Origin of the sequence: Streptococcus cristatus ATCC 51100 (assembly GCF_000222765.1) — a bacterium.
In the GTDB taxonomy this organism is placed as follows: Bacteria; Bacillota; Bacilli; order Lactobacillales; family Streptococcaceae; genus Streptococcus; species Streptococcus cristatus.
On the sequence record NZ_AFUE01000001.1, the window covers coordinates 18,035 to 38,963 of the forward strand.

At 41.1% G+C, this 20,929-nt stretch carries 22 protein-coding genes, 1 tRNA gene and 1 other annotated feature; of the genes, 19 read left to right on the plus strand and 4 right to left on the minus strand.

Features of this window, described 5'->3' with window-relative positions:
- Positions 1-56: 56 nt before the first annotated feature.
- From pepV to HMPREF9960_RS00095, 3 genes are read left to right on the plus strand one after another with little or no spacing between them, the layout of a single operon-like run.
- Positions 57-1,457: a dipeptidase PepV gene (pepV, locus tag HMPREF9960_RS00085; protein ID WP_005590428.1), complete on the plus strand. Its 1,401-nt coding sequence runs from the start codon at positions 57-59 to the stop codon at positions 1,455-1,457.
- Between the two features lie 55 nt (positions 1,458-1,512).
- Positions 1,513-2,097, plus strand: a complete 585-nt coding sequence (locus HMPREF9960_RS00090; protein ID WP_037585975.1) for a uracil-DNA glycosylase family protein — start codon at positions 1,513-1,515, stop codon at positions 2,095-2,097.
- A gap of 12 nt (positions 2,098-2,109) precedes the next feature.
- Complete coding sequence (locus HMPREF9960_RS00095; protein ID WP_005590423.1) at positions 2,110-2,598, plus strand: prolyl-tRNA synthetase associated domain-containing protein; 489 nt, start codon at positions 2,110-2,112, stop codon at positions 2,596-2,598.
- A gap of 173 nt (positions 2,599-2,771) precedes the next feature.
- Here HMPREF9960_RS00095 and HMPREF9960_RS00100 read toward each other — a convergent pair whose 3' ends face one another.
- Positions 2,772-3,191, minus strand: a complete 420-nt coding sequence (locus HMPREF9960_RS00100) for a DUF6556 family protein (protein WP_005590419.1) — start codon at positions 3,189-3,191, stop codon at positions 2,772-2,774.
- A gap of 171 nt (positions 3,192-3,362) precedes the next feature.
- Positions 3,363-5,990, minus strand: a complete 2,628-nt coding sequence (ppdK, locus tag HMPREF9960_RS00105) for a pyruvate, phosphate dikinase (RefSeq protein WP_005590417.1) — start codon at positions 5,988-5,990, stop codon at positions 3,363-3,365.
- A gap of 184 nt (positions 5,991-6,174) precedes the next feature.
- Here ppdK and HMPREF9960_RS00110 point away from each other — a divergent pair, with 184 nt between their 5' ends.
- From HMPREF9960_RS00110 to HMPREF9960_RS00170, 13 genes are all read left to right on the plus strand, one after another.
- A complete protein-coding gene (locus HMPREF9960_RS00110; RefSeq protein WP_005590415.1) occupies positions 6,175-6,810 on the plus strand; it encodes a CBS domain-containing protein in 636 nt (211 codons plus the stop codon).
- Between the two features lie 5 nt (positions 6,811-6,815).
- Positions 6,816-7,646, plus strand: a complete 831-nt coding sequence (locus HMPREF9960_RS00115; protein WP_005590414.1) for a pyruvate, water dikinase regulatory protein — start codon at positions 6,816-6,818, stop codon at positions 7,644-7,646.
- Positions 7,647-7,766: 120 nt separating this feature from the next.
- On the plus strand, positions 7,767-8,909 hold the full coding sequence (locus HMPREF9960_RS00120) for a cysteine desulfurase family protein (RefSeq protein WP_005590413.1): 1,143 nt from the start codon (positions 7,767-7,769) through the stop codon (positions 8,907-8,909).
- Positions 8,910-8,912: 3 nt separating this feature from the next.
- Positions 8,913-10,127: a tRNA uracil 4-sulfurtransferase ThiI gene (gene thiI / locus HMPREF9960_RS00125; protein WP_005590412.1), complete on the plus strand. Its 1,215-nt coding sequence runs from the start codon at positions 8,913-8,915 to the stop codon at positions 10,125-10,127.
- 76 nt (positions 10,128-10,203) lie between these two features.
- A complete protein-coding gene (locus HMPREF9960_RS00130) occupies positions 10,204-10,803 on the plus strand; it encodes a hypothetical protein (protein ID WP_005590410.1) in 600 nt (199 codons plus the stop codon).
- Between the two features lie 105 nt (positions 10,804-10,908).
- Positions 10,909-10,996, plus strand: a sequence feature (ribosomal protein L21 leader region).
- A gap of 35 nt (positions 10,997-11,031) precedes the next feature.
- The gene (gene rplU, locus HMPREF9960_RS00135; RefSeq protein ID WP_005591928.1) at positions 11,032-11,346 is read left to right on the plus strand and encodes a 50S ribosomal protein L21; all 315 of its coding nucleotides are present in this window, start codon (positions 11,032-11,034) and stop codon (positions 11,344-11,346) included.
- 15 nt (positions 11,347-11,361) lie between these two features.
- Positions 11,362-11,706, plus strand: a complete 345-nt coding sequence (locus HMPREF9960_RS00140; RefSeq protein ID WP_005590407.1) for a ribosomal-processing cysteine protease Prp — start codon at positions 11,362-11,364, stop codon at positions 11,704-11,706.
- Positions 11,707-11,723: 17 nt separating this feature from the next.
- Positions 11,724-12,017 carry a 50S ribosomal protein L27 gene (gene rpmA / locus HMPREF9960_RS00145; RefSeq protein ID WP_005590406.1) on the plus strand — a complete coding sequence of 98 codons (294 nt, stop codon included), beginning with the start codon at positions 11,724-11,726 and terminating at the stop codon, positions 12,015-12,017.
- 161 nt (positions 12,018-12,178) lie between these two features.
- Entirely contained in the window at positions 12,179-12,754 is a 576-nt protein-coding gene (locus tag HMPREF9960_RS00150; protein WP_005591956.1) for a hypothetical protein, read from the plus strand.
- Positions 12,733-14,151: an NACHT domain-containing protein gene (locus HMPREF9960_RS00155; RefSeq protein WP_141561238.1), complete on the plus strand. Its 1,419-nt coding sequence runs from the start codon at positions 12,733-12,735 to the stop codon at positions 14,149-14,151. The genes HMPREF9960_RS00150 and HMPREF9960_RS00155 overlap by 22 nt, the downstream gene beginning before the upstream one ends.
- Before the next feature lie 103 nt (positions 14,152-14,254).
- Positions 14,255-14,560: a rhodanese-like domain-containing protein gene (locus HMPREF9960_RS00160; RefSeq protein WP_005590402.1), complete on the plus strand. Its 306-nt coding sequence runs from the start codon at positions 14,255-14,257 to the stop codon at positions 14,558-14,560.
- A 17-nt stretch (positions 14,561-14,577) separates the two neighbouring features.
- A complete protein-coding gene (locus HMPREF9960_RS00165; protein ID WP_005590400.1) occupies positions 14,578-16,230 on the plus strand; it encodes an FAD-dependent oxidoreductase in 1,653 nt (550 codons plus the stop codon).
- Positions 16,227-16,520, plus strand: a complete 294-nt coding sequence (locus tag HMPREF9960_RS00170; RefSeq protein WP_005590398.1) for a rhodanese-like domain-containing protein — start codon at positions 16,227-16,229, stop codon at positions 16,518-16,520. Before HMPREF9960_RS00165 ends, HMPREF9960_RS00170 begins: the two co-directional genes overlap by 4 nt.
- Positions 16,521-16,720: 200 nt before the next feature.
- Here the strand turns inward: HMPREF9960_RS00170 and HMPREF9960_RS00175 are convergent, their stop codons facing one another.
- Positions 16,721-16,975, minus strand: a complete 255-nt coding sequence (locus HMPREF9960_RS00175) for a metal-sensitive transcriptional regulator (RefSeq protein ID WP_005590397.1) — start codon at positions 16,973-16,975, stop codon at positions 16,721-16,723.
- A gap of 268 nt (positions 16,976-17,243) precedes the next feature.
- Here HMPREF9960_RS00175 and HMPREF9960_RS00180 point away from each other — a divergent pair, with 268 nt between their 5' ends.
- From HMPREF9960_RS00180 to HMPREF9960_RS00190, 3 genes are all read left to right on the plus strand, one after another.
- A complete protein-coding gene (locus HMPREF9960_RS00180) occupies positions 17,244-19,208 on the plus strand; it encodes a peptide ABC transporter substrate-binding protein (RefSeq protein ID WP_005590395.1) in 1,965 nt (654 codons plus the stop codon).
- A 122-nt stretch (positions 19,209-19,330) separates the two neighbouring features.
- Positions 19,331-19,402 (plus strand) — tRNA-Arg (locus tag HMPREF9960_RS00185).
- A 59-nt stretch (positions 19,403-19,461) separates the two neighbouring features.
- On the plus strand, positions 19,462-19,878 hold the full coding sequence (locus HMPREF9960_RS00190; protein WP_005590394.1) for an NUDIX hydrolase: 417 nt from the start codon (positions 19,462-19,464) through the stop codon (positions 19,876-19,878).
- A 40-nt stretch (positions 19,879-19,918) separates the two neighbouring features.
- On the opposite strand, the gene HMPREF9960_RS00195 is transcribed toward HMPREF9960_RS00190, so the two are convergent.
- A complete protein-coding gene (locus HMPREF9960_RS00195) occupies positions 19,919-20,905 on the minus strand; it encodes an L-lactate dehydrogenase (protein WP_005591942.1) in 987 nt (328 codons plus the stop codon).
- Between the last annotated feature and the right edge of the window lie 24 nt (positions 20,906-20,929).

Below are 20,929 nucleotides of genomic sequence, written 5' to 3' on the forward strand. Positions count from 1 at the left end.
GAAATCGCGATTTAATTCGGATACTTTAAATTGAAGTGTTTTATAGAGGTGAGAAAATGACAATTGATTTTAAAGCAGAAGTTGAAAAACGTAGAGAAGCTCTGTTGGCGGACTTGTTCAGCCTTTTAGAAATTAATTCAGAGCGGGATGATTCAAAGGCAGATAAGGAGCATCCTTTTGGACCTGGTCCTGTAAAGGCCTTGCATAAGTTCTTGGAAATTGCTGAACGTGATGGTTACCCGACTCAAAATGTGGACAATTATGCTGGCCACTTTACTTTTGGTCAAGGAGAAGAAGAACTGGGTATCTTTGCCCATATGGATGTGGTACCTGCTGGAAGTGGTTGGGATACAGACCCTTATACACCGACGATTAAGGATGGCCGTCTCTATGCTCGTGGTTCTAGTGATGACAAGGGACCAACTATGGCATGTTACTACGGTTTGAAAATCATCAAAGAATTGGGCTTGCCTGTATCTAAGCGCGTGCGCTTTGTGGTCGGGACAGATGAAGAGTCTGGCTGGAAAGACATGGAGTATTACTTTGCTCATGTAGGCCTGCCTGAGCCTGATTTCGGCTTCTCACCAGACGCTGAATTTCCGATTATCAATGGTGAAAAAGGAAATATTACAGAGTACCTGCATTTTGCTGGTGAAAATGCTGGCGCTGCACGCCTGCATAGCTTTACTGGTGGCTTGCGGGAGAACATGGTGCCTGAATCTGGCACAGCTGTCTTGTCAGGTCACTTGCCAAATCTAGTTGATAAATTGGAGCAGTTTGCTAAGGAAAATGGGCTAGACTTTACTTATGAAGAACTAGCTGGTGGCCAAATCGCTGTGACCATTATCGGTAAGTCTGCGCACGGTGCTTCTCCTCAGTCTGGTGTCAATGGTGCAACCTATTTGGCCAAATTCCTAACGCAGTTTGACTTTGCTGGCCCAGCTAAGGATTACCTAGATGTGGCTGGAAATATTCTCCTAAATGACCATGAGGGTAAGAACTTGAAGATTGCTCATGTGGATGAGAAGATGGGGGCTCTATCAATGAATGCTGGCGTTTTCCGTTTTGACGAAAACAAGGCTGACAATACAATTGCCCTCAATATTCGCTATCCTAAGGGAACCAGTCCAGAAGCCATTCAGAATGTGTTAGAGCAGTTACCAGTGACCAAAGTGACCTTGTCTGAGCATGGACATACTCCTCACTATGTACCGATGGAAGATCCGTTGGTGCAGACCTTGCTGGCTGTTTATGAAAAACAAACTGGGCTGAAAGGTCATGAGCAAGTTATCGGTGGTGGTACCTTTGGACGCCTCTTGAAACGTGGTGTCGCTTACGGCGCTATGTTCCCAGACTATATCGATACTATGCACCAAGCCAATGAATTTATCGATGTTGAAGATCTATTCCGCGCGGCTGCCATTTATGCGGAAGCTATCTACGAATTGATCAAATAAGATAAGAACTCATTTGGCTCTGCCAGATGAGTTTCTTTGCAAGGAAGGAAATATGATGCAGACAATAGAAGATATTACCAAGTCCATTATAGCTGACCCACAGAATAAAGCTTTCACGGAACAGGGGCTTACCCCACTTTTTGCAGCGCCTAAGAATGCTCGGATTAACATTGTCGGTCAAGCGCCGGGTCTGAAAACCCAGCAAGCGGGGCTTTACTGGAAGGACAAGAGTGGTGACCGCTTGAGAGAATGGTTGGGTGTTGATGAAGAAACTTTCTATCAGTCTGGATATTTTGCGGTTCTGCCCATGGATTTTTATTTCCCCGGGCATGGTAAGTCTGGAGATTTACCGCCTCGCAAGGGCTTTGTTGAGAAATGGCATCAGCCGATTTTAGAGCTCCTACCAGATATTGAGTTGACTATCTTGATTGGTCAGTATGCACAGAAATACTATCTGCATCAAAAAGGAAATGTCAAACTGACCGAGACGGTTCAGCATTATCAAGACTACCTGCCAGACTTTTTTCCCTTGGTACACCCATCGCCCCGCAATCAAATCTGGATGGCGAAAAATCCTTGGTTTGAGGCAGAAGTAGTGCCAGAATTGCAAGCGTTGGTACAAAAGATTATTCATCAATAAAGGAGAAAAACTATGGATGCTTATCAACAAGTGGCTAATAAGTTGCAAGAGTTGGGGATTACCTTTGATGTGGTGGAGCACCCACCTGCATTTACGACAGAGCAGGCAGATCGCTATATTGAAGGCATGGAAGGAGTTCGGACTAAGTCCATGTTTTTGACCAATAAAAAGAAAACTCAATATTATCTGCTGATTATGGATGACCAAAAGAGTCTAGATATGGACTTGTTTAAAGATTTGGTCTCAGCCAACCGCATCCGCATGGCTTCAGCGGATTCTCTCTATGAAAAAATGCAGCTGCCACCAGGAACGGTATCACCTTTTGGGCTTCTGAATAATCCAGAGCGAGACATTCAGGTCTATTTTGATAAGGACATTGTATCAGAGGATATCATGACTTTCCATCCCAATACCAATGAAAAGACGATTTTTGTCGCAACCCAAGATATTTTTAAGTTCTTGACTCATCTGGGCTATGATTATCAAATTTTGGAACTTTAATTTTTAAAAATGCTGTAGGGCTTCTTGCCTTGCAGTATTTTTCTTGACACAAAAGCGTTAGGAAAATTATCATTCTTCTCAAAGAGCAAGAGAAGAAGAGAAATAGAAAAAAGCCTGAGTGACATTCAGGCTTTCTTGGACAGATTAGATAAGGGGCACTCTTCCAAATGTTCCTAGTTGGATGCTTGAGTGCTGGACTCTGTTGTTGTATGCTGGTCTTGGCTTGTCGAACTGCTGTCAGTGGAAGTAGTTGTATGGCTCGTATTCGTTTCTGCGCTTGAAGAGCTTGAGGATGTTTCGGTCTCAGTAGCAGCAGAAGTTTCTGTTGGAGTCGAGCTAACAGATGTAGACTCTTTTTCTACCTCTTTGATGATGGTAGTAGTCGTAGTCGAGTTGCCTGTATCAGTTTTTGATTTTGAGTCATTGTTGTTCATAAGGTTCATGATGGTAAAGCAAGCAATGACGATTGATAGAAGACTGGCAATTGTAGCAATAGTCTTTTGTAGGGCAGAAAAGCCAGTTTTAATATGCTGACTAGCTGGTTTTCGATTAGAATTGCTGTTATTTTTTTCTTTGCGGGAATAGTTTTCCATGTAAAAGTCGCTCCTTTTCGTTCTTAATTTATTATACGTCTTTTATTTAGAAAAGTCTTCCAAAAATCTGAAATTTTTAAATGAAAACGTACACAAAAGATAAATAACAACAGCTCTAAAAGGCGGAGAGATAAGCCTCTTAGAGCTGTTGGTTTTATCAAAATGGTAGAGCTATTTTGCTGTACTTTCAGAGTCAAGGGCAGCTTGGGCCACGGCTAGCCGAGCTGCTGGGACTCGATAAGGGGAGCAGGAGACATAAGTGACACCGATTTCTTGTAAGAAAGGAATGGAAGCCGGATCACCGCCAACTTCGCCACAAACTCCGATAGACAGGTTTGGATCTACTTGGCGAGCTTTTTCAATCGCCAATTTCATCAATTGACCGACACCTTCTTGATCAAGGCTTTGGAAGGGATCCTGCGTTAGCAACTTTTTCTCTTTATAATCATTGAAGAATTTTCCGATATCATCCCTTGAAAAGCCAAAAGTCATCTGGGTCAAGTCATTGGTTCCAAAGCTGAAGAAGTCCGCTTCCTGAGCCAGCTGATCAGCAATGAAGCAGGCTCTCGGCAGTTCGATCATGGTACCAATGTCATATGGGAATGGAGAGCATTGATGCTTTTTGAAAATCCATTCGATATGCTTGATGAGCAGCTCTTTGAGATAGACAAGCTCTGATTTTGTAGCAATCAACGGAATCATAATTTCAGGACGGACTGGATGTCCTTCTTGCTGCAGTCGAATGGCGCTGCTAAAGATAGCCTCTATTTGCATCTTATAGATATCTGGCAAGGTGATTCCCAAGCGACAGCCGCGATGGCCAAGCATAGGATTTGATTCTTGCAATTGCGTGATTTTTCTTTCTAGTTGACTAGCTTTTTTATTGAGTTTTTCAGCCAGCAGGGCAATTTCAAGTTGGTCTTTAGGGAGAAATTCATGCATTGGAGGATCCAGTAGGCGGACAATCATAGGCTTTTCGCTAACTGTCTGGAACATCTGATAAAAGTCTTCTGCTTGGTAATCAAGGAGATGGGCAAGTGCTTCCCGTCTTTCTATTTCATTTTCGGCCAGAATTAATTTCCTCATTTGCAGGATTCTTTCCTCACCGAAAAACATATGCTCGGTTCTTGCTAGTCCAATGCCTTGCGCTCCGAAGCTAATAGCGGTTTGCAAATCTTGAGTAGTTTCAGCATTGGCGCGGACTGTAAGTTTAGCTACTTCATCAGCCCAAGTCAGCAAGAGCTGCAGATCCTGATCATTTTCTACAGAGACAGTCGGGATTTGCCCCAGATAGAGAAAACCAGTCCGACCATCTACGGATAGAATATCTCCTTCATTGAGCAAGATATCTCCGCACTGGATGGTCTTACTATCTTCTTGGACCAGCAACTCTCCACATCCTGCGACACAGCAGGTTCCCATCCCTCGGGCGACAACTGCTGCGTGTGAGGTCATCCCACCTTGGCTGGTGACGATTGCTTGGCTGACAATCATTCCTTCTATGTCTTCGGGAGAAGTTTCTTGCCGGACTAGCACAACTTTTTCGCCAGCTTCATGTAGTTCTTTGGCTCGCTTGGCAGTAAAGACAATTTTTCCTGTTGCAGCACCGGGACTGGCTGGCAATCCCTGCGCTAAAATTGTCGCTTGCTGGAGCTCATTTTCATCAAAAACTGGGTGAATCAGCTGATTGATATGAGCCGGGCTAATCCGGCGAATGGCCTCGCACTTGTCTATCTTGCCTTCTTCTACTAATTGCAGAGCGATTTTCAAAGCAGCCTTGACCGTTCGCTTACCATTACGGGTTTGCAGGATATAGAGCTTGCCCTTTTCGATTGTAAATTCGATATCCTGCATATCTTTATAGTGATCTTCAAGGGTGTGGGCATATTCTTGAAAAGCAGCATAGGCTTCTGGCATCTTTTCTTGCAGATGTTGAATGGGCTCGGGCGTGCGGATACCAGCAACGACATCCTCTCCTTGGGCATTTAAAAGAAATTCGCCAAAGAGGCCTTTTTGACCAGTTGCTGGATTTCGAGTGAAGACGACTCCAGTTCCACTTTCTTGATCAAAGTTGCCAAAGACCATGACTTGAATATTAACGGCGGTTCCCAAATCTTCTGGAATCTGATTGAGCTTGCGATAGACTTGGGCGCGTGGGTTATTCCAAGAGCGGAAAACGGCTTTGATAGCAGCGAAGAGTTGTTCCTTAGGATTTTGAGGAAAAGTCTGATAATGCTCGCGATACAGCTGCTTGTACTGATCGATGAGAGCTTGGTGCTCTTCCAAACTAAAGTTGTTGGCAGTCTTACCAGCATTCTTCTCAAAATAGGATAGCAAGTGATCGAAGTCCTCTTTTGGAATTTGGAAAACGACATCTGCATACATCTGGAGCAGCCTGCGATAGCAATTATAGGCAAAAGCCATATTGGTTTTGGAAGCCAAGGTTTGGGTTCGCAGGTCATTTAATCCTAAGTTTAAAATCGTATCCATCATGCCAGGCATAGAAAACTTGGCACCACTGCGAACAGAAACTAGCAGTTGCTCCTCTTCGTTTCCTGAGAAGTATTGGCTGGTTTTTTGCTCCAGTTCCGAAATAGCCTGCAAAACATTCTCTCTTAATTGTTCTTCAAAAAAGGAAGGCTTATTTAAAAACTGAATGCAGGCTTCCGTCGTAATGGTGAATCCCGGCGGAACTGGCAATCCTAAATGGGTCATTTCAGCTAAATTAGCACCTTTGCCACCCAAAAGAGCATTTTGCTCGGCTCGTCCTTCCTCAAAGGAATAAATCCATTTCGTCATATCTTACCTCCAAATTAACAAAAATGTGCCATATATACCTTGTTTACATTCTAATATACATCATATATATTTGTCAATGGAAAAAATAGTTATATTTTATTGATATAAGATAAAAATATGATATAATATGACAGAAAAAGATGAAAAATAGAGTATTCTATCTCTAAAAAGGAGACATATTGCATTGGAATTATCAGCACGCCAAAAGCAGATTGTTGACATTGTCAAGAAAGAGCAGCCCGTCAGCGGGGAAAAGATTTCGGAATTGATGGAGATTTCTAGAGCAACTTTACGCTCAGACCTGTCCTTTTTGACGCTGGTTGGCATTTTAAAAGCGACGCCAAAGGTTGGCTATACTTATTCAGGAAATGATTTAGAGACCTTATTTTTCTTTGACACTTTTCGAAAGAAAGCGGAAGATATTATGGTTTCTCCAGTTTTGGTGCCTCAAGACACTTTCATCCAGGATGCGGTGATAAGGCTCTTTATGTATGACGCGGATGTTCTTTATGTCATTGATGAAAAGAAGCTACTCTTAGGAATTGTCTCGCGCAAGGATTTGCTACGGGCGGCTTTATCCAGTAGTATCGGAACAACGCCTATTGCAGTTTGTATGACGCGGATGCCTCATCTTAGAACCTGCCATAAGGATATGAATATACTAGAGGTGGCCGCTCTTTTGCAGGATTTTGCCATTGATTCACTGCCTGTGGTAGAGAAAGATAATGAGCGCAAGATTTTAGGGACGGTGACTAAGACAGCTCTGCTGGACTATATCATTCAGGAAGCGCGCCAAGCGGAAGTAAAGAGACAGGAGTAGTGACAATGAAGAAAGAAATTATTGTATATAGCATTTCAGATTCTTTAGGAGGAACCTCGCAGCGACTCTTGTCTGCTGTAAGTGCGCAGTATCCAGATTTGACATTTAATAATAGCTACCGTTTTCCTTTTATAGACAAGGAGCAAGAATTGCTGGAAATTTTGCAAGATGCTTTAAAAGATGATGCCTTGGTCATCAGTACCTTGGTAAATGGAGAATTAGCTAGACTAGCTAGAGAATTTAGCCAAAACCACAAGCTGGCCTATATTGATCTCATGCACCCTTTCTTTGAAATCATAGGAGAAAAGACTGGGATTAGCCCGATTGAGATACCAGGAACCTTGCACCGTTTGGATACGGAATATTTTAATAAAATATCAGCGATTGAGTTTGCAGTAAAGAATGATGATGGAAAATCTCCGCAGGGATTTTTGGAGTCGGATCTAGTTCTACTGGGAGTTTCACGGACTTCAAAAACTCCTCTCAGCATTTTTTTGGCCAATAAGGGCTACAAAGTTTCCAATTTACCTTTGATTCCAGAAGTTCCGCTTCCTCAAGTTTTAGACAAGGTGGACAAGCGTAGGATCATCGGTCTGGTCTGTGAGCCAGAAAAATTAGTCAAAATTCGTAGCAACCGCCTCAATTCGCTGGGACTGTCCCACTCGACCAGTTACACAGATTTGGAGAAGATTTATCAGGAATTAGACTATTCCAAAGAAGTCTTTAGAAAATATCAAACGGAGGTCATCAATATTACGGATAAATCAATTGAAGAGACAGCCTTCTTGATTGAAGATTATTTAAAAAAATTAGATATGATTGGCGAGGCGAAGTAATCGTCTTCAGGGCTGGTTCCTAAATTTATCAGATAGGAGCTACGCCCTTTTCTTGTTCCTAGGCTCGTTTCGTGTTACAATAGGAGTATTGATTTTTACTGATAAATACAGAGGAAAAAGATGATTTATTTAGATAATTCAGCGACAACCAAGCCTTACCCAGAGGCGCTGGTTACCTATACAGAAGTGGCTTCTAAGATCTGGGGTAATCCTTCTAGCCTGCATAGTTTGGGCAGTCAGGCGACCCGTCTCTTAGAGGCCTCTCGTCGGCAAATAGCAGAGCTTTTAGGCAAGTCTTCGTCGGAGATTTTTTTTACGTCTGGAGGAACAGAAGGGGACAACTGGGTGCTTAAAGGAGTTGCTTTTGAAAAAGTTCCCTTTGGCAAACACATCATCGTTTCCAACATTGAGCATCCCGCGGTTAAAGAATCAGCCCTCTGGCTTCAGAGTCAAGGATTTGAAGTGGATTTTGCGCCAGTAGATAAGGCAGGTTTTGTTGAGGTAGACAAGCTAGCGGAGCTGATTCGACCAGACACCACTCTGGTTTCGGTCATGGCTGTCAATAATGAAATCGGCAGCATTCAGCCTATCCAGAAAATATCAGAACTTTTAGCAGACAAGCCGACTATTTCCTTTCACGTGGACGCTGTGCAGGCTGTTACGAAGATTCCGACAGCTGCTTATCTGACGGATCGCGTGGATTTTGCAACATTCTCCAGTCATAAATTTCACGGCCTTCGGGGCGTAGGATTTGTCTATATCAAGTCTGGCAAGAAAATCAGTCCCCTCTTGACTGGTGGCGGCCAGGAGTCGGATAAGCGCTCCACAACAGAAAATTTAGCTGGTATTGCAGCGACAGCCAAGGCTCTGCGTTTGTCCATGGAAAAGCAAGAAGCATTTGCCAAACGAACAGCAAAGATGAAGGCGATTATCCTTGAAGAGCTGCGGAAGTATCCAGATGTGGTGGTCTTCTCAGGCTTGGAAGATTTTGCTCCCCATATCCTGACCTTTGGTATCAAGGGAGTGCGGGGTGAAGTCGTCGTCCACGCATTTGAAGACTACGAGATCTACATCTCGACGACCAGCGCTTGCTCTTCCAAGGCCGGTAAGCCAGCGGGAACGCTAATCGCTATGGGAGTCGAAAAGTCTCTCGCTCAAACGGCTGTCCGTATCAGTTTGGATCTTGATAATGATATGAGCCAGATGGAGCAGTTTTTGACAACTTTTAAAATTATTTACGAAAAAACCAGAAAAGTAAGGTAAACAATGCAATATTCAGAAATTATGGTGCGCTATGGTGAGCTGTCTACCAAGGGCAAGAACCGCATGCGCTTTATCAATAAACTCAAACGTAATATTCAGGCTGTTTTGTCAGTCTATCCGCAGGTCCATGTCAAGGCTGACCGTGACCGAACCCATGTCTATCTGCATGGAACAGACTATCAGCCAGTGGCTGAATCGCTCAAGCAGATTTTTGGGATTCAGAATTTCTCGCCGTCTTACAAAATTGAAAAATCTGTGCCAGCCCTGATCGAAGCTGTCCAAGACATCATGAAGGAAGTCTATCAAGAGGGCATGACCTTTAAGATTACCAGCAAGCGCAGTGACCACAGTTTTGAACTGGATAGCCGCGAGATTAATCAGACGCTTGGGGATGCTGTTTTTAAGGCCATTCCAAATGTTCAGGTCAAAATGAAAGCGCCGGATATTGAGCTGCGGGTCGAAATTCGTGAAGAAGCGGCCTATATCTCTTATGAGACGATTCGTGGTGCTGGGGGACTGCCAGTCGGAACTTCAGGCAAGGGCATGCTCATGCTGTCTGGTGGGATTGACTCACCTGTGGCTGGTTATCTGGCTCTCAAGCGTGGTGTAGACATCGAGGCGGTTCACTTTGCTAGTCCGCCTTATACTAGCCCAGGTGCGTTGAAAAAAGCTCAAGATTTGACAAGAAAACTGACTAAATTTGGCGGCAATATCCAGTTCATCGAAGTGCCTTTTACAGAGATTCAGGAGGAAATCAAGTCCAAGGCTCCAGAAGCATATCTGATGACACTGACCCGTCGCTTTATGATGCGCATTACAGACCGGATTCGGGAGGAGCGGGGCGGTCAAGTCATTATCAATGGAGAAAGTCTAGGTCAGGTGGCCAGTCAAACTATCGAGAGTATGCAGGCTATTAATGCCGTGACCAATACACCGGTTATCCGTCCTGTCGTGACTATGGACAAGCTGGAAATCATTGAGATTGCAGAAAAAATCGATACTTTCCAAATCTCTATCCAGCCATTTGAAGACTGCTGTACTATTTTTGCGCCTGACCGGCCTAAAACTAATCCAAAAATCAAGAATGCTGAGCAGTACGAAGCTCGTCTAGATGTTGAAGGCTTGGTAGAACGCGCTGTTGCAGGCATCATGATTACAGAAATCAGACCACAAGCAGAGACTGATGAAGTTGACGAGCTGATTGAGGACTTGTTATAAGAGTTTACGGAGTATCTTTTTGCTAAAAGAATCTGGAAGCTATTTCCATTGATGCTGAAGATAAAAGGGGATATTTATGAACGAGTGGGATTATTTCTTGAGTGGGCTCATGCGAGCATTGTCTTGGAAAGATGGACAAGATAATGCTTTGCTGTTTGGAATTCCCAGTTGGACTTATTTTATTGGTCTCTTAGTTCATTTCCATATTTTCCTAAGCTTGTATGCTCTCTTATTTTGGGGATATCATAAAGATATTAAGGAAGCTGGCTCTGTCAAGAAGGCCATGAGAAATAAATGGAATACTATACGTCAAAGTCAAAAAAGTAAGGGCAGAGCTATCTTTGTTACAATAATTGCCGCTCTTCTTATATTTATTATCTTTCCTGCTTATGAAGGCTATCGAATGACCAATGGTATTTGGCGCTATCATTATTTTACTAATCAGATAACCGAGCTAAAAACGGCTTTAGTGACTGGTGTTGATACCGAGACTGGAGGAAGTAAGTCTACCTATTCTCGTATTACCTTTACTATTAACGTTGATGGAAAAGAGCGAGAGGTCAATGTTTCAGATAGTAATAAAAGTCTTGCCAGATCAGCAAAAAAACATTTGAAGCCTCCGAAAGCTATTGAGGTGTATGTCAATCAAGAAGGGCAGATTGTATATTTTAAATAAATGGAAGTACAGAATGAGTATATTTAGTGGAAAATCCGTTTTCATTAAATGAAATTACTTGCAAAAGGTTAGTAGAAGTGCTATACTAAGAATGTTGACTATGCACGGCCTGTGCAACCGCTCGAACATCGTTGCTCACATAGTGAGTATAAAGTGGTTCGTCCCACGATGCTAGGCGAGTCTTCACAAAAATACGGGGAAACCCCAAAAAATCATAGGAGGTGCATAATGAGCACATACGCAATCATTAAAACTGGCGGAAAACAAGTTAAAGTTGAAGTTGGTCAAGCTATCTACGTGGAAAAATTGGATGTTGAAGCTGGTCAAGAAGTGACTTTTAACGAAGTTGTTCTTGTTGGTGGTGATAAAACTGTTGTCGGAACTCCACTTGTTTCTGGAGCTACTGTAGTTGGAACTGTTGAAAAACAAGGAAAACAAAAGAAAGTCGTTACTTTCAAGTACAAACCTAAAAAAGGTAGCCACCGCAAACAAGGTCACCGTCAACCTTACACTAAAGTTGTCATCAACGCAATCAACGCTTAATTTACAGGAGAACACATGATACAGGCAGTCTTTGAGAAAGCCGAAGATGGCGAGCTGAGGAGTGCGGAAATTACTGGACACGCCGGAAGTGGCGAATACGGCTTTGATGTCGTGTGTGCATCGGTTTCTACGCTTGCCATAAATTTCATCAATTCAATTGAAAAATTTGCAGGCTACGAACCAATCCTAGAATTAAACGAAGAAGAAGGCGGATATTTACGAGTAGAAATCCCTATGGATATTCCGCCGCATCAGAGAGAAATGACTCAGCTTTTCTTTGAATCATTTTTCTTGGGAATGGCAAACTTATCGGAGAACTCTTCTGAGTTCGTCCAAACCAGAGTTATCACAGAAAACTAACACGGAGGAAAAACACTATGTTAAAAATGAATCTTGCAAGCTTGCAACTTTTCGCCCACAAAAAAGGTGGAGGTTCAACGTCAAACGGACGTGATTCACAAGCAAAACGTCTTGGAGCTAAAGCAGCTGACGGACAAACTGTAACTGGAGGATCAATCCTTTACCGTCAACGCGGTACTCACATCTACCCAGGTGTTAACGTTGGCCGCGGTGGAGACGATACATTGTTCGCGAAAGTTGAAGGCGTAGTACGCTTTGAACGTAAAGGTCGCGATAAGAAACAAGTATCAGTTTACCCAATTGCGAAATAATTCATTATTGATAAAAATCCCTGTCTCAAGATTGGGATTTTTATTTTGGGAAAAAATGAAATCGTTTCCTTTTGTGAAATCATTTTAAAAGAAATTGTTGCTACATGCAATGTTTTTTTTGTATAATAGAGTTGTTATAAGGATATTCTAAGGAGGGCAATATGGGATTTCTGGGTTTAGCTATTTCAGCTTTGTTAAATAATACGTTGATTCAATTAAAAGATGAATTGGTGGACTTTGGTGTAGATAATTGGGAAAAATTTGAAACTGGATTTAATAAAAGTTTTACTTCCTATTTTGAGGGTTCATTTAAGAGAGTGAAGAATATTCCGTTTGTGTTAAGCGGTACAAATAATATCGATTTGCTTTCTATTTTCCAGCCCACTTATTTAAAATCAGAAATAAGTCATGTGAGATGTTATACTGCTGATTTAGATAATATTTTACAAGAATCGGATAATGCTTGGATTTATGGATATGGTGGCATTGGTAAATCAACCATGCTGAAGTACTTTTTTCTTAAGGAGATTGAAAAAGCTACGAGTAATAATAATCAAAGAATTCCCATTTATATTGAATTGAGGAAATATAATTTTGATTCGAAGAAAAGAAGGGAATTTTTAAATTTTATATATGAAGAAGCTAAAGTATTAGGGTTTGATTTAGAGTTTAAGTATTTCGAATATATGGCAAAAAAAGGGCGTTTTATTTTCTTTTGGATGCTTTTGATGAAATAGCTTCAAACAATATGGAACAAGCGGCGACAGAGATAGAAGAATTAACCACTAAATATTCTAATAATCCAATCCTTGTGACTAGCCGGAAATTACTTTTTAATCATATAAATAATGCCTCTTTATTTCATCCCTATCAAACGAATGGCTTAAGTAAATACGAAGCAATAGCATTAATAAAGCGCATCAGTACATTGCCTGAATCAGAGCCAAGAGAAGAGGTGTTTGAAGGGTTTATCAAGAGTTTGGAAGATCAGTTATATGATGAATATCAATCATTTGCAGAAAATCCTATATTGCTTTTCTTGATGTTACAAATGTTTCAAAGAAATGCAAATTTTCCGACTGAGAAAGCTACTTTTATCAAAAATTCTTATCGACTGCTCTATAAAGAACATGATCATTCAAAATTAGTTGCTATGAAAAGACAATTTAAAACCGACTTATCTGAGTCTACTATGTTGCGAGTGATTTCTTATCTTTGTTTTCTCACTTACTTTGAAAATAATGGAGAGAAATTAGAGTTTACAGAAAGTGAAATTCTTTCTTTGCTAGATAGGGTATTAAATCATGAAGATTCGTCTTCAACAAGAGCTGAAGATTTGCTTGCTGATTTGATAACCCGTTTATGTATCATACATAAAGAGGGACGATCTTACTATTTTGTCCATAATATTTTCCAAGAATTTTACGCTGCCAACTATTTATATGATTTGGATAATGAAGTTCAAGAACAATTTTTTAAAGATAATTTTCTTGCTGAAGATATGAATCGTCGTTTGATTGAAACTACTATAGAATATTATACTGAATTGGATAAAGAATTTAATAAGAAAAAGTTAAAATACAATATCTTTCTGCCTGTTTTAGAAGAATTAAAACGTAGAAATAAAGGAAGAGATTTTTTTGAATTTGATACGATTTTATACAGAGTGAGCTTATCTACTAAAGGTGAGGGAGACATTATTTTCTATGATTTGGATTCTTATTTTTTATGTTATTTAATGGAATTTTTTGCTGAAATAGATTATTTTGAAGATCAAGATAAAAATCTGCCTTTGCCTGTAAAATTTCCCAAAATTAAAGACATGGAGACAATTTTTACATTTCCCATATATCATGATAATTTAACGGATTCAGAGTATTTTCAACTGCGCTTTAAAATTAAAAATCTAAAACTAACAAGTGAAGCAATGGAACTTATGGAAAAGTATAAGCTAGACTGGATTATTTTCTCTATTGACTATAGTACGATTTGTAAAGACGCTGCATGGTATGAAGTCTTCAAAAATAGTAGTGCTTATGCTGAAATTAAGGCTATCGAAGACTGGGTAATCAAGACGAAGTCCGAAAAAGAAGCAGATAAAAGAAAAATCCCAATTTTGAATTCTAAAAAATAAATCGGCAATATCTGCTGATTTATTTAGTTTTGAAATCGTTTCCTTGACATTTTCTCTTCTTAGTGTTTTAATATACCCTATAGGGGTATAAAGGAGAAAAAATATGTTTGATTTTTTTACAAAGATAGATAGTATTTCAACGGATGAGCTGGAGAAGCGATTGAAGTCCAATATCCAACTAATTGATGTACGGACGCCATCCGAATTTCGTAGAGGGCATATCAAAGAGGCGCAGAATGTTCCTTTGAGCCAAATTGGTCAGTTTGCTCCAGCTAATAAGGAGACGATTTACGTTATTTGTCATTCAGGAATGAGGAGTAAGATGGCAGCGAAAAAGCTGAAGAAAAAAGGCTATGATGTTGTCAATGTCCGCGGTGGTATGAGCGCTTGGACAGGGAAAACCATTTAAGTAGAAAGGGTTAAACAATGAAAATTATTATCATTGGTGGAGTTGCAGGAGGTATGTCTGCGGCAACACGTTTAAGACGGCTGATGGAAGATGCTGAAATTGTAATTTTTGAAAAAGGTCCTTTTGTATCTTTTGCGAACTGCGGCCTGCCGTATCATGTTTCTGGTGAAATTGCTGAGCGAGACGCTCTCTTGGTTCAAACGCCTGAAAGTCTCAAGGCACGCTTTAACTTGGATGTGCGACCTTTTCATGAGGTGGTGAAGATTTCGCCTGAAGATCATACAGTAACGGTGGCTCATGACGGTTCAGAGTTCACAGAGCAGTATGACAAGCTGATTCTTTCACCGGGAGCGAAGCCTTTTATTCCTGAGATTGAAGGACTTTCAGAAGCAACTAATGTATTCACTTTGCGCAATGTCCCAGACTTGGATCAGATCATGTTAGCCTTGGATGAAGAGCCTCAAGAGGCTGTGGTCATCGGTGCTGGATTTATCGGCCTGGAAACGGCTGAAAATCTGCGCAAACGTGGCTTGAATGTGACAATCGTAGAAAAGGCACCGCATGTCTTGCCACCACTTGATGAGGAAATGGCAGCTTTTGTCCAAGCGGAATTAGTTGATAAGGGAGTGAAAGTCATCACTTCCCAGTCAGCTACTCGCTTCGAAGAAAATGGTAAAGCGATTGTCTTGGAAAATGGTCAAAAATTGGCTTCAGATGTGACCATTCTCTCTGTCGGAGTCCAGCCTGAAAATAGCTTGGCTAAGGCAGCAGGCATTGAGACAGGTCTTCGTGGGGGCATCTTGGTCGACGAGCATTATGAAACGAGCCAGAAAGATATTTTTGCAGTCGGCGATGCTATCCTTGTCAAGCAGGAAATTACTGGTGAAGATGCCCTGATTGCCCTAGCTTCGCCTGCTAATCGACAAGGTCGTCAGGTAGCAGATGTTATTGCTGGCTTGGAGCGGAAGAATAAGGGAAGTATTGGTACGGCCATTGTGCGTATCTTTGATATGACAGCCGCTTCCACAGGCCTGAACGAGCGTTTCCTTCAGCAAAATCAGCTGCCTTATCAAGCGATTCATGTCAGTGGTAAGGATCATGCAGGCTACTATCCAGGTGCGACTGACTTGACCTTGAAATTGCTCTTTGAGCCAAAAACTGGAAAAATCTATGGTGCTCAAGGTGTGGGCAAAAAAGGCGTTGATAAGCGGATTGATATTTTGGCGACAGCTATCAAAGGCAATCTCACGATTTTTGATTTGCCAGAGCTGGAGTTCACCTATGCACCACCTTTTGGCTCAGCAAAAGATCCAGTCAATATGCTGGGCTATGCAGCTATGAATCTAGCGGAAGGCTTGAGTGAAAATATCCAATGGCACCAGCTGGAAGACGAGTTGGCAAGCGGGAAAGTCTTTTTAGATGTTCGGACGCTCAATGAATTTAAGCAAGGACGCCTAAAGGCGGACAAGACAGTCCATATTCCTCTGAATGAACTCAGAGAACGCTTGGCTGAGCTGGATAAGGAAGAAGAATATATCGTGAGCTGCCACAGCGGTCTGCGCAGCTATATTGCCGAGCGAATCTTAAAACAAGCAGGATTTGCAGTGAAAAATCTAGACGGAGCTTATGCTTTGTATAAAATGGTAAAACCAGAAGGAGTAGAAAAATGAAAACTATATCAGCAGCTGACTTAGAAAAGCAGTATCAATCTGAAAAATTGGCCATCGTAGATGTGCGCGAAAGACATGAATTTCAAGCGGGTCATATCCCAAATGCTGAAAATCTTCCACTCAGTGAGTTGGAAACTGGCTATAAAAAGCTGAATCCTGACTACAAATACTATGTCATTTGCCAAGGAGGAGCACGCTCAGCAACTGCTTGCGAATTTCTTGCCATGAAGGGCTTCGATGTGACCAACGTATCAGGTGGTATGAACGCTTGGTCTGGAGAGACGGAATAAAAGATAAAAGAGAGTGGGACAAAAATCGGTAATTCGTTAGAATTCGATTTCGTCGTCCCACCTCCGCACAGTTGAGTAGGGCTGTAAAAGCTGATGAAATCAGCCTAGTAGAGCCCACTCAACCACTGCGTCTTGCTCGACAATCCAAAGACAATTTAGAGGCTAGGACTTTTGTCCCAGCCTCTTTTTTCCTGTTCTTCTTATTTTCGATTTACCAGAAAATGAATAGCTTTCTCTATTCTTTCCCTTTGTTTTTTCGGATCATCAGCTGGATTTTCTAGGCAATCCGTTAAATTCTCAGTAATAACCATCTCAATAACACGGTCAACACTGGAGCGAACGGCTAATAACTGTGTGAGAATATCTGAACATTCCCTGTCCTCTTCAATCATTTTTTGAATGCCTCTTAACTGACCTTCAGAGCGCTTGAGGCGGGTAATATAATTAGAATTCACGGTGATTTCCTCGTTTGTTTACATTGAGTTTATTATATGCTTAATCTGTATATTTGTCAATTGGATTGGTTGGAGGTAGTTTTCAGAAATTTTCCATAATCACTCTCTGATTCCTCTATTTACTTTTTATCAAAATTCTGGTATAATAGCTTATGTTATAAAATATAACATAGAAATTGAACTAAGAGAATACTAAATAAAATAAGGGCTTATCTTTATTACAGATTCTCTTATTCTGAGACTTCTCTCAATTTTTGGAGGTGTATTTATGAAAGTATCAAAAATGCTTTTAGCTACTGGGGTGGTACTCAGTGCAGGAGTATTCTTGTCAGCTTGTGGCAAATCTTCATCCAGCACAACCACATATTCTTATGTTTATGCCAGCGATCCAGATAGTTTGAACTACCTGACCACTAACCGTGCAACTACATCAGACGTTATTACAAACCTTGTAGATGGTCTTTTGGAAAATGATGAATATGGAAATCTAGTTCCTTCTCTTGCAGAATCATGGACAGTTTCTCAAGACGGCCTGACTTACACATATAAGCTTCGTAAGGATGCTAAGTGGTTCAATGTTGATGGAGAAGAAGTCGCAAGTGTGAAAGCTCAAGACTTTGTGACTGGACTTAAATATGTGGCTGACCAGAAGTCTGAAGCCCTTTACTTAATTCAGGACTCGATTAGTGGCTTAGATGCCTATGTCAAAGGTGATGAAAAAGACTTTTCAAAAGTCGGAGTGAAGGCAGTAGATGATTATACGGTTCAATACACGCTGACACGCCCAGAGCCTTATTGGAACTCTAAAACGACGAATAATATCTTGTTCCCTGTCAATGAAGAATTTTTGAAGTCTAAAGGAAAAGATTTTGGTTCTGTTGATCCATCAAGTATTCTTTACAACGGTCCTTTCCTTTTGAAATCTTTGACTTCTAAATCGTCTATGGAATTTGTTAAGAATCCAAATTATTACGATAAGGACAAGGTCAGTCTAGAACATGTTAAATTAACCTACTATGATGGATCAGACCAAGAATCTTTAATTCGCAACTTCAGTGATGGTGCTTATAGTGGTGCCCGTCTCTATCCGAATACTTCAGGATTTGCGGCAGTTAAGAAGAAATATGCGGACAATATCCTTTATAGCCCACAGGATGCGACCTCATATTACTTTAATTTCAACTTCAACCGTCAATCATACAATCACACTTCCAAAACAAGTGATGATCAAAAGAATGCAACAAAAGAAGCTGTTTTAAATAAGGACTTCCGTCAGGCCGTCAATTTTTCCCTTGATCGGACTTCTTATGGTGCGCAAAGTAATGGTAAAGATGGAGCTACTAAGCTGTTGAGAAATACGCTTGTTCCTCCAACATTTGTTCAAATTGGCGATCAAACTTTTGGCCAAGTTGTTGCTTCTAAATTAGTGAATTATGGTACAGAATGGGCGAATATCGACCTGACAGATGCTCAAGATGCTTATTATAATCCAGAAAAAGCCAAGGCAAGATTTGCTAAGGCTAAGGAAGCTTTAGAGTCTAAGGGAGTTCAATTCCCAATCCATTTAGACCTTCCTGTGGACCAAGCTGACAAGGTGGGCATCCAATGGGCAAGCTCAGTGAAACAATCTATCGAATCAACCTTGGGTGCAGAAAATGTAGTGATTGACCTGCAGAAGATTAGTGTGGATGATTTGAACAACATCACCTATTTTGCAAATACTGCAGCTCAAAAGGACTATGACTTCTATACAGGGGGCTGGTCAGCTGACTATCAAGACCCATCTACCTACTTAGATACTCTAAATGTAAATAATGGCGCTAGCTTGCAAAACTTTGGTTTTGAGCCAGGCCAAGATATGGACAAGATGAAAGAGTTGGGCTTGGACACTTATACTAAGATGTTGGAAGAAGCAAATGCTGAAACAACAGATGTGAAAGTTCGCTATGAAAAATATGCGGATGCGCAAGCTTGGTTGCTTGACAGCGGAATTATCATGCCGACCATTTCAGGAGGTGGTAGTCCTTCTGTAAGTAAGTCCAAACCTTTCAGTCGTGCCTATTCACTCGTTGGAATCAAGGGATCTGGCTTCAACTTTAAATACACAAAACTCAGAAGTGAAATTGTAACGACCAAAGAATATGAAGAAGCTAAGAAGAAATGGCAAGAAAAAACGTTGGAATCTAACAAAAAAGCCCAAGAAGAACTAGCAGATCATATTGAAAAGAAATAAGAGATTAAAAGATTAACTTTCTTTGAAAGTTAATCTTTTTGATTTGATCCAGTTTAGAAATTTCGTAAAAGGAGCTATTTAGGCTTGTTTTTTGTGAAAAATTAGTTATAATAAATAAGTTACCACCCTTAGTGTAATGGATATCACGTAAGATTCCGGTTCTTGAGATGGGAGTTCGATTCTCTCAGGGTGGATGACTAAAGCTTGGACTCGTGAGAGTCCTTTTTTGTTGTCTAAGAGAGAGGAGACTGCTATGGCAGTGAAGTTAATCGCTCATACCTTGATTGAGAAAGACGGAAAGTATTTGCTGATCAAACGCTCAAAAATAAAGCGTGGGCTTCCTAATGTTTATCCATCTTATTGGGATATTCCTGGCGGAAGCGTAGAAGAGAACGAACTCCCCAGAGAAGCAGCTCTACGCGAGGCTATGGAAGAGGTTAATCAAAAGATTCGAATTGATAAGATCATTCATGAAGATAGTCAGTTTGACACAAGTAAAAATACTGTTTTTACACGCTTGGTTTATGAGGCTAAGATTATAGAGCAGCGCGATATCCTATTGGATCCAGAAGAGCATACAGACTTTATTTGGCTTTCTTCTTTGGAGGACTTAGAGGGAGAGCTGATTGTTCCTTATTTGCTTGATATTTTTGCTGACAGATCCACATAAAACAAAAAACATCCCCTTTTATCAGGAGATGTTTTTTTGATTAGTTTTTAGATGCTTCTTGGAATTCTGGATTCTTCCATGCTTCATCAATAATTGCTTGCAATTCTTTAGCAGATGCTTGCATCTTTTGAGTTTCTGCATCGTTCAATGGGATATTTACTGGACGAACGATACCGTGAGCACCGACAACTGCTGGTTGACCAATGAAGACATCTTTCACACCGTATTGGCCTTCTTGGAAGACTGAAAGTGGAAGTACAGCATTTTCATCGTCAAGGATAGCTTTTGTGATGCGAGCAAGAGCTACAGCAATACCGTAGTATGTAGCACCTTTCTTGTTGATGATTGTGTAAGCAGCATCACGAACGCCTTCGAACAATTCGATCAATTCAGACTCTTGAACATTTTGAGTATCTTTAAGGAATTCTTCAAGGTTTACACCTGCGATGTTTGCATGTGACCAAACAGCGAATTCTGAATCACCGTGCTCACCCATGATGTAGGCGTGGACTGAACGAGCATCAACATCCAATTTTTCAGCAAGTGCTTGACGGAAACGAGCTGAGTCAAGTGAAGTACCTGAACCGATAACGCGTTCTTTAGGGAAACCTGAGAATTTCCAAGTTGAGTAAGTCAAAACGTCAACTGGGTTAGCAGCAACAAGGAAGATACCATCGAAACCTGATTCAACAACTTGTGTTACGATTGATTTGTTGATGGCAAGGTTTTTACCAACGAGGTCAAGACGAGTTTCACCTGGTTTTTGAGGCGCACCCGCAGTGATAACAACAAGGTCAGCGTCTGCACAGTCAGAGTATTGAGCTGCGTAGATCTTTTTAGGTGAAGTGAAGGCAAGGGCGTGGCTAAGGTCAAGCGCATCACCTACAGCTTTTTCGTGTAATTGTGGAATTTCAATAATTCCAAGCTCTTGTGCAATTCCTTGGTTAACAAGCGCGAAAGCATAAGATGAACCTACGGCACCGTCACCGACAAGGATGACTTTTTTATGTTGTTTAGTAGCAGTCATTTCTAAACATCTCCTTATTATTTT

Bases quoted from the DNA above. Each gene is read 5' to 3' on its own strand.
- pepV (WP_005590428.1), top strand. From the start codon at position 57: ATGACAATTGATTTTAAAGCAGAAGTTGAAAAACGTAGAGAAGCTCTG.
- HMPREF9960_RS00090 (WP_037585975.1), top strand. From the start codon at position 1,513: ATGCAGACAATAGAAGATATTACCAAGTCCATTATAGCTGACCCACAG.
- HMPREF9960_RS00095 (WP_005590423.1), top strand. From the start codon at position 2,110: ATGGATGCTTATCAACAAGTGGCTAATAAGTTGCAAGAGTTGGGGATT.
- HMPREF9960_RS00100 (WP_005590419.1), bottom strand. From the start codon at position 3,191: ATGGAAAACTATTCCCGCAAAGAAAAAAATAACAGCAATTCTAATCGA.
- ppdK (WP_005590417.1), bottom strand. From the start codon at position 5,990: ATGACGAAATGGATTTATTCCTTTGAGGAAGGACGAGCCGAGCAAAAT.
- HMPREF9960_RS00115 (WP_005590414.1), top strand. From the start codon at position 6,816: ATGAAGAAAGAAATTATTGTATATAGCATTTCAGATTCTTTAGGAGGA.
- HMPREF9960_RS00120 (WP_005590413.1), top strand. From the start codon at position 7,767: ATGATTTATTTAGATAATTCAGCGACAACCAAGCCTTACCCAGAGGCG.
- thiI (WP_005590412.1), top strand. From the start codon at position 8,913: ATGCAATATTCAGAAATTATGGTGCGCTATGGTGAGCTGTCTACCAAG.
- HMPREF9960_RS00130 (WP_005590410.1), top strand. From the start codon at position 10,204: ATGAACGAGTGGGATTATTTCTTGAGTGGGCTCATGCGAGCATTGTCT.
- rplU (WP_005591928.1), top strand. From the start codon at position 11,032: ATGAGCACATACGCAATCATTAAAACTGGCGGAAAACAAGTTAAAGTT.
- HMPREF9960_RS00140 (WP_005590407.1), top strand. From the start codon at position 11,362: ATGATACAGGCAGTCTTTGAGAAAGCCGAAGATGGCGAGCTGAGGAGT.
- rpmA (WP_005590406.1), top strand. From the start codon at position 11,724: ATGTTAAAAATGAATCTTGCAAGCTTGCAACTTTTCGCCCACAAAAAA.
- HMPREF9960_RS00150 (WP_005591956.1), top strand. From the start codon at position 12,179: ATGGGATTTCTGGGTTTAGCTATTTCAGCTTTGTTAAATAATACGTTG.
- HMPREF9960_RS00160 (WP_005590402.1), top strand. From the start codon at position 14,255: ATGTTTGATTTTTTTACAAAGATAGATAGTATTTCAACGGATGAGCTG.
- HMPREF9960_RS00165 (WP_005590400.1), top strand. From the start codon at position 14,578: ATGAAAATTATTATCATTGGTGGAGTTGCAGGAGGTATGTCTGCGGCA.
- HMPREF9960_RS00170 (WP_005590398.1), top strand. From the start codon at position 16,227: ATGAAAACTATATCAGCAGCTGACTTAGAAAAGCAGTATCAATCTGAA.
- HMPREF9960_RS00180 (WP_005590395.1), top strand. From the start codon at position 17,244: ATGAAAGTATCAAAAATGCTTTTAGCTACTGGGGTGGTACTCAGTGCA.
- HMPREF9960_RS00190 (WP_005590394.1), top strand. From the start codon at position 19,462: ATGGCAGTGAAGTTAATCGCTCATACCTTGATTGAGAAAGACGGAAAG.
- HMPREF9960_RS00195 (WP_005591942.1), bottom strand. From the start codon at position 20,905: ATGACTGCTACTAAACAACATAAAAAAGTCATCCTTGTCGGTGACGGT.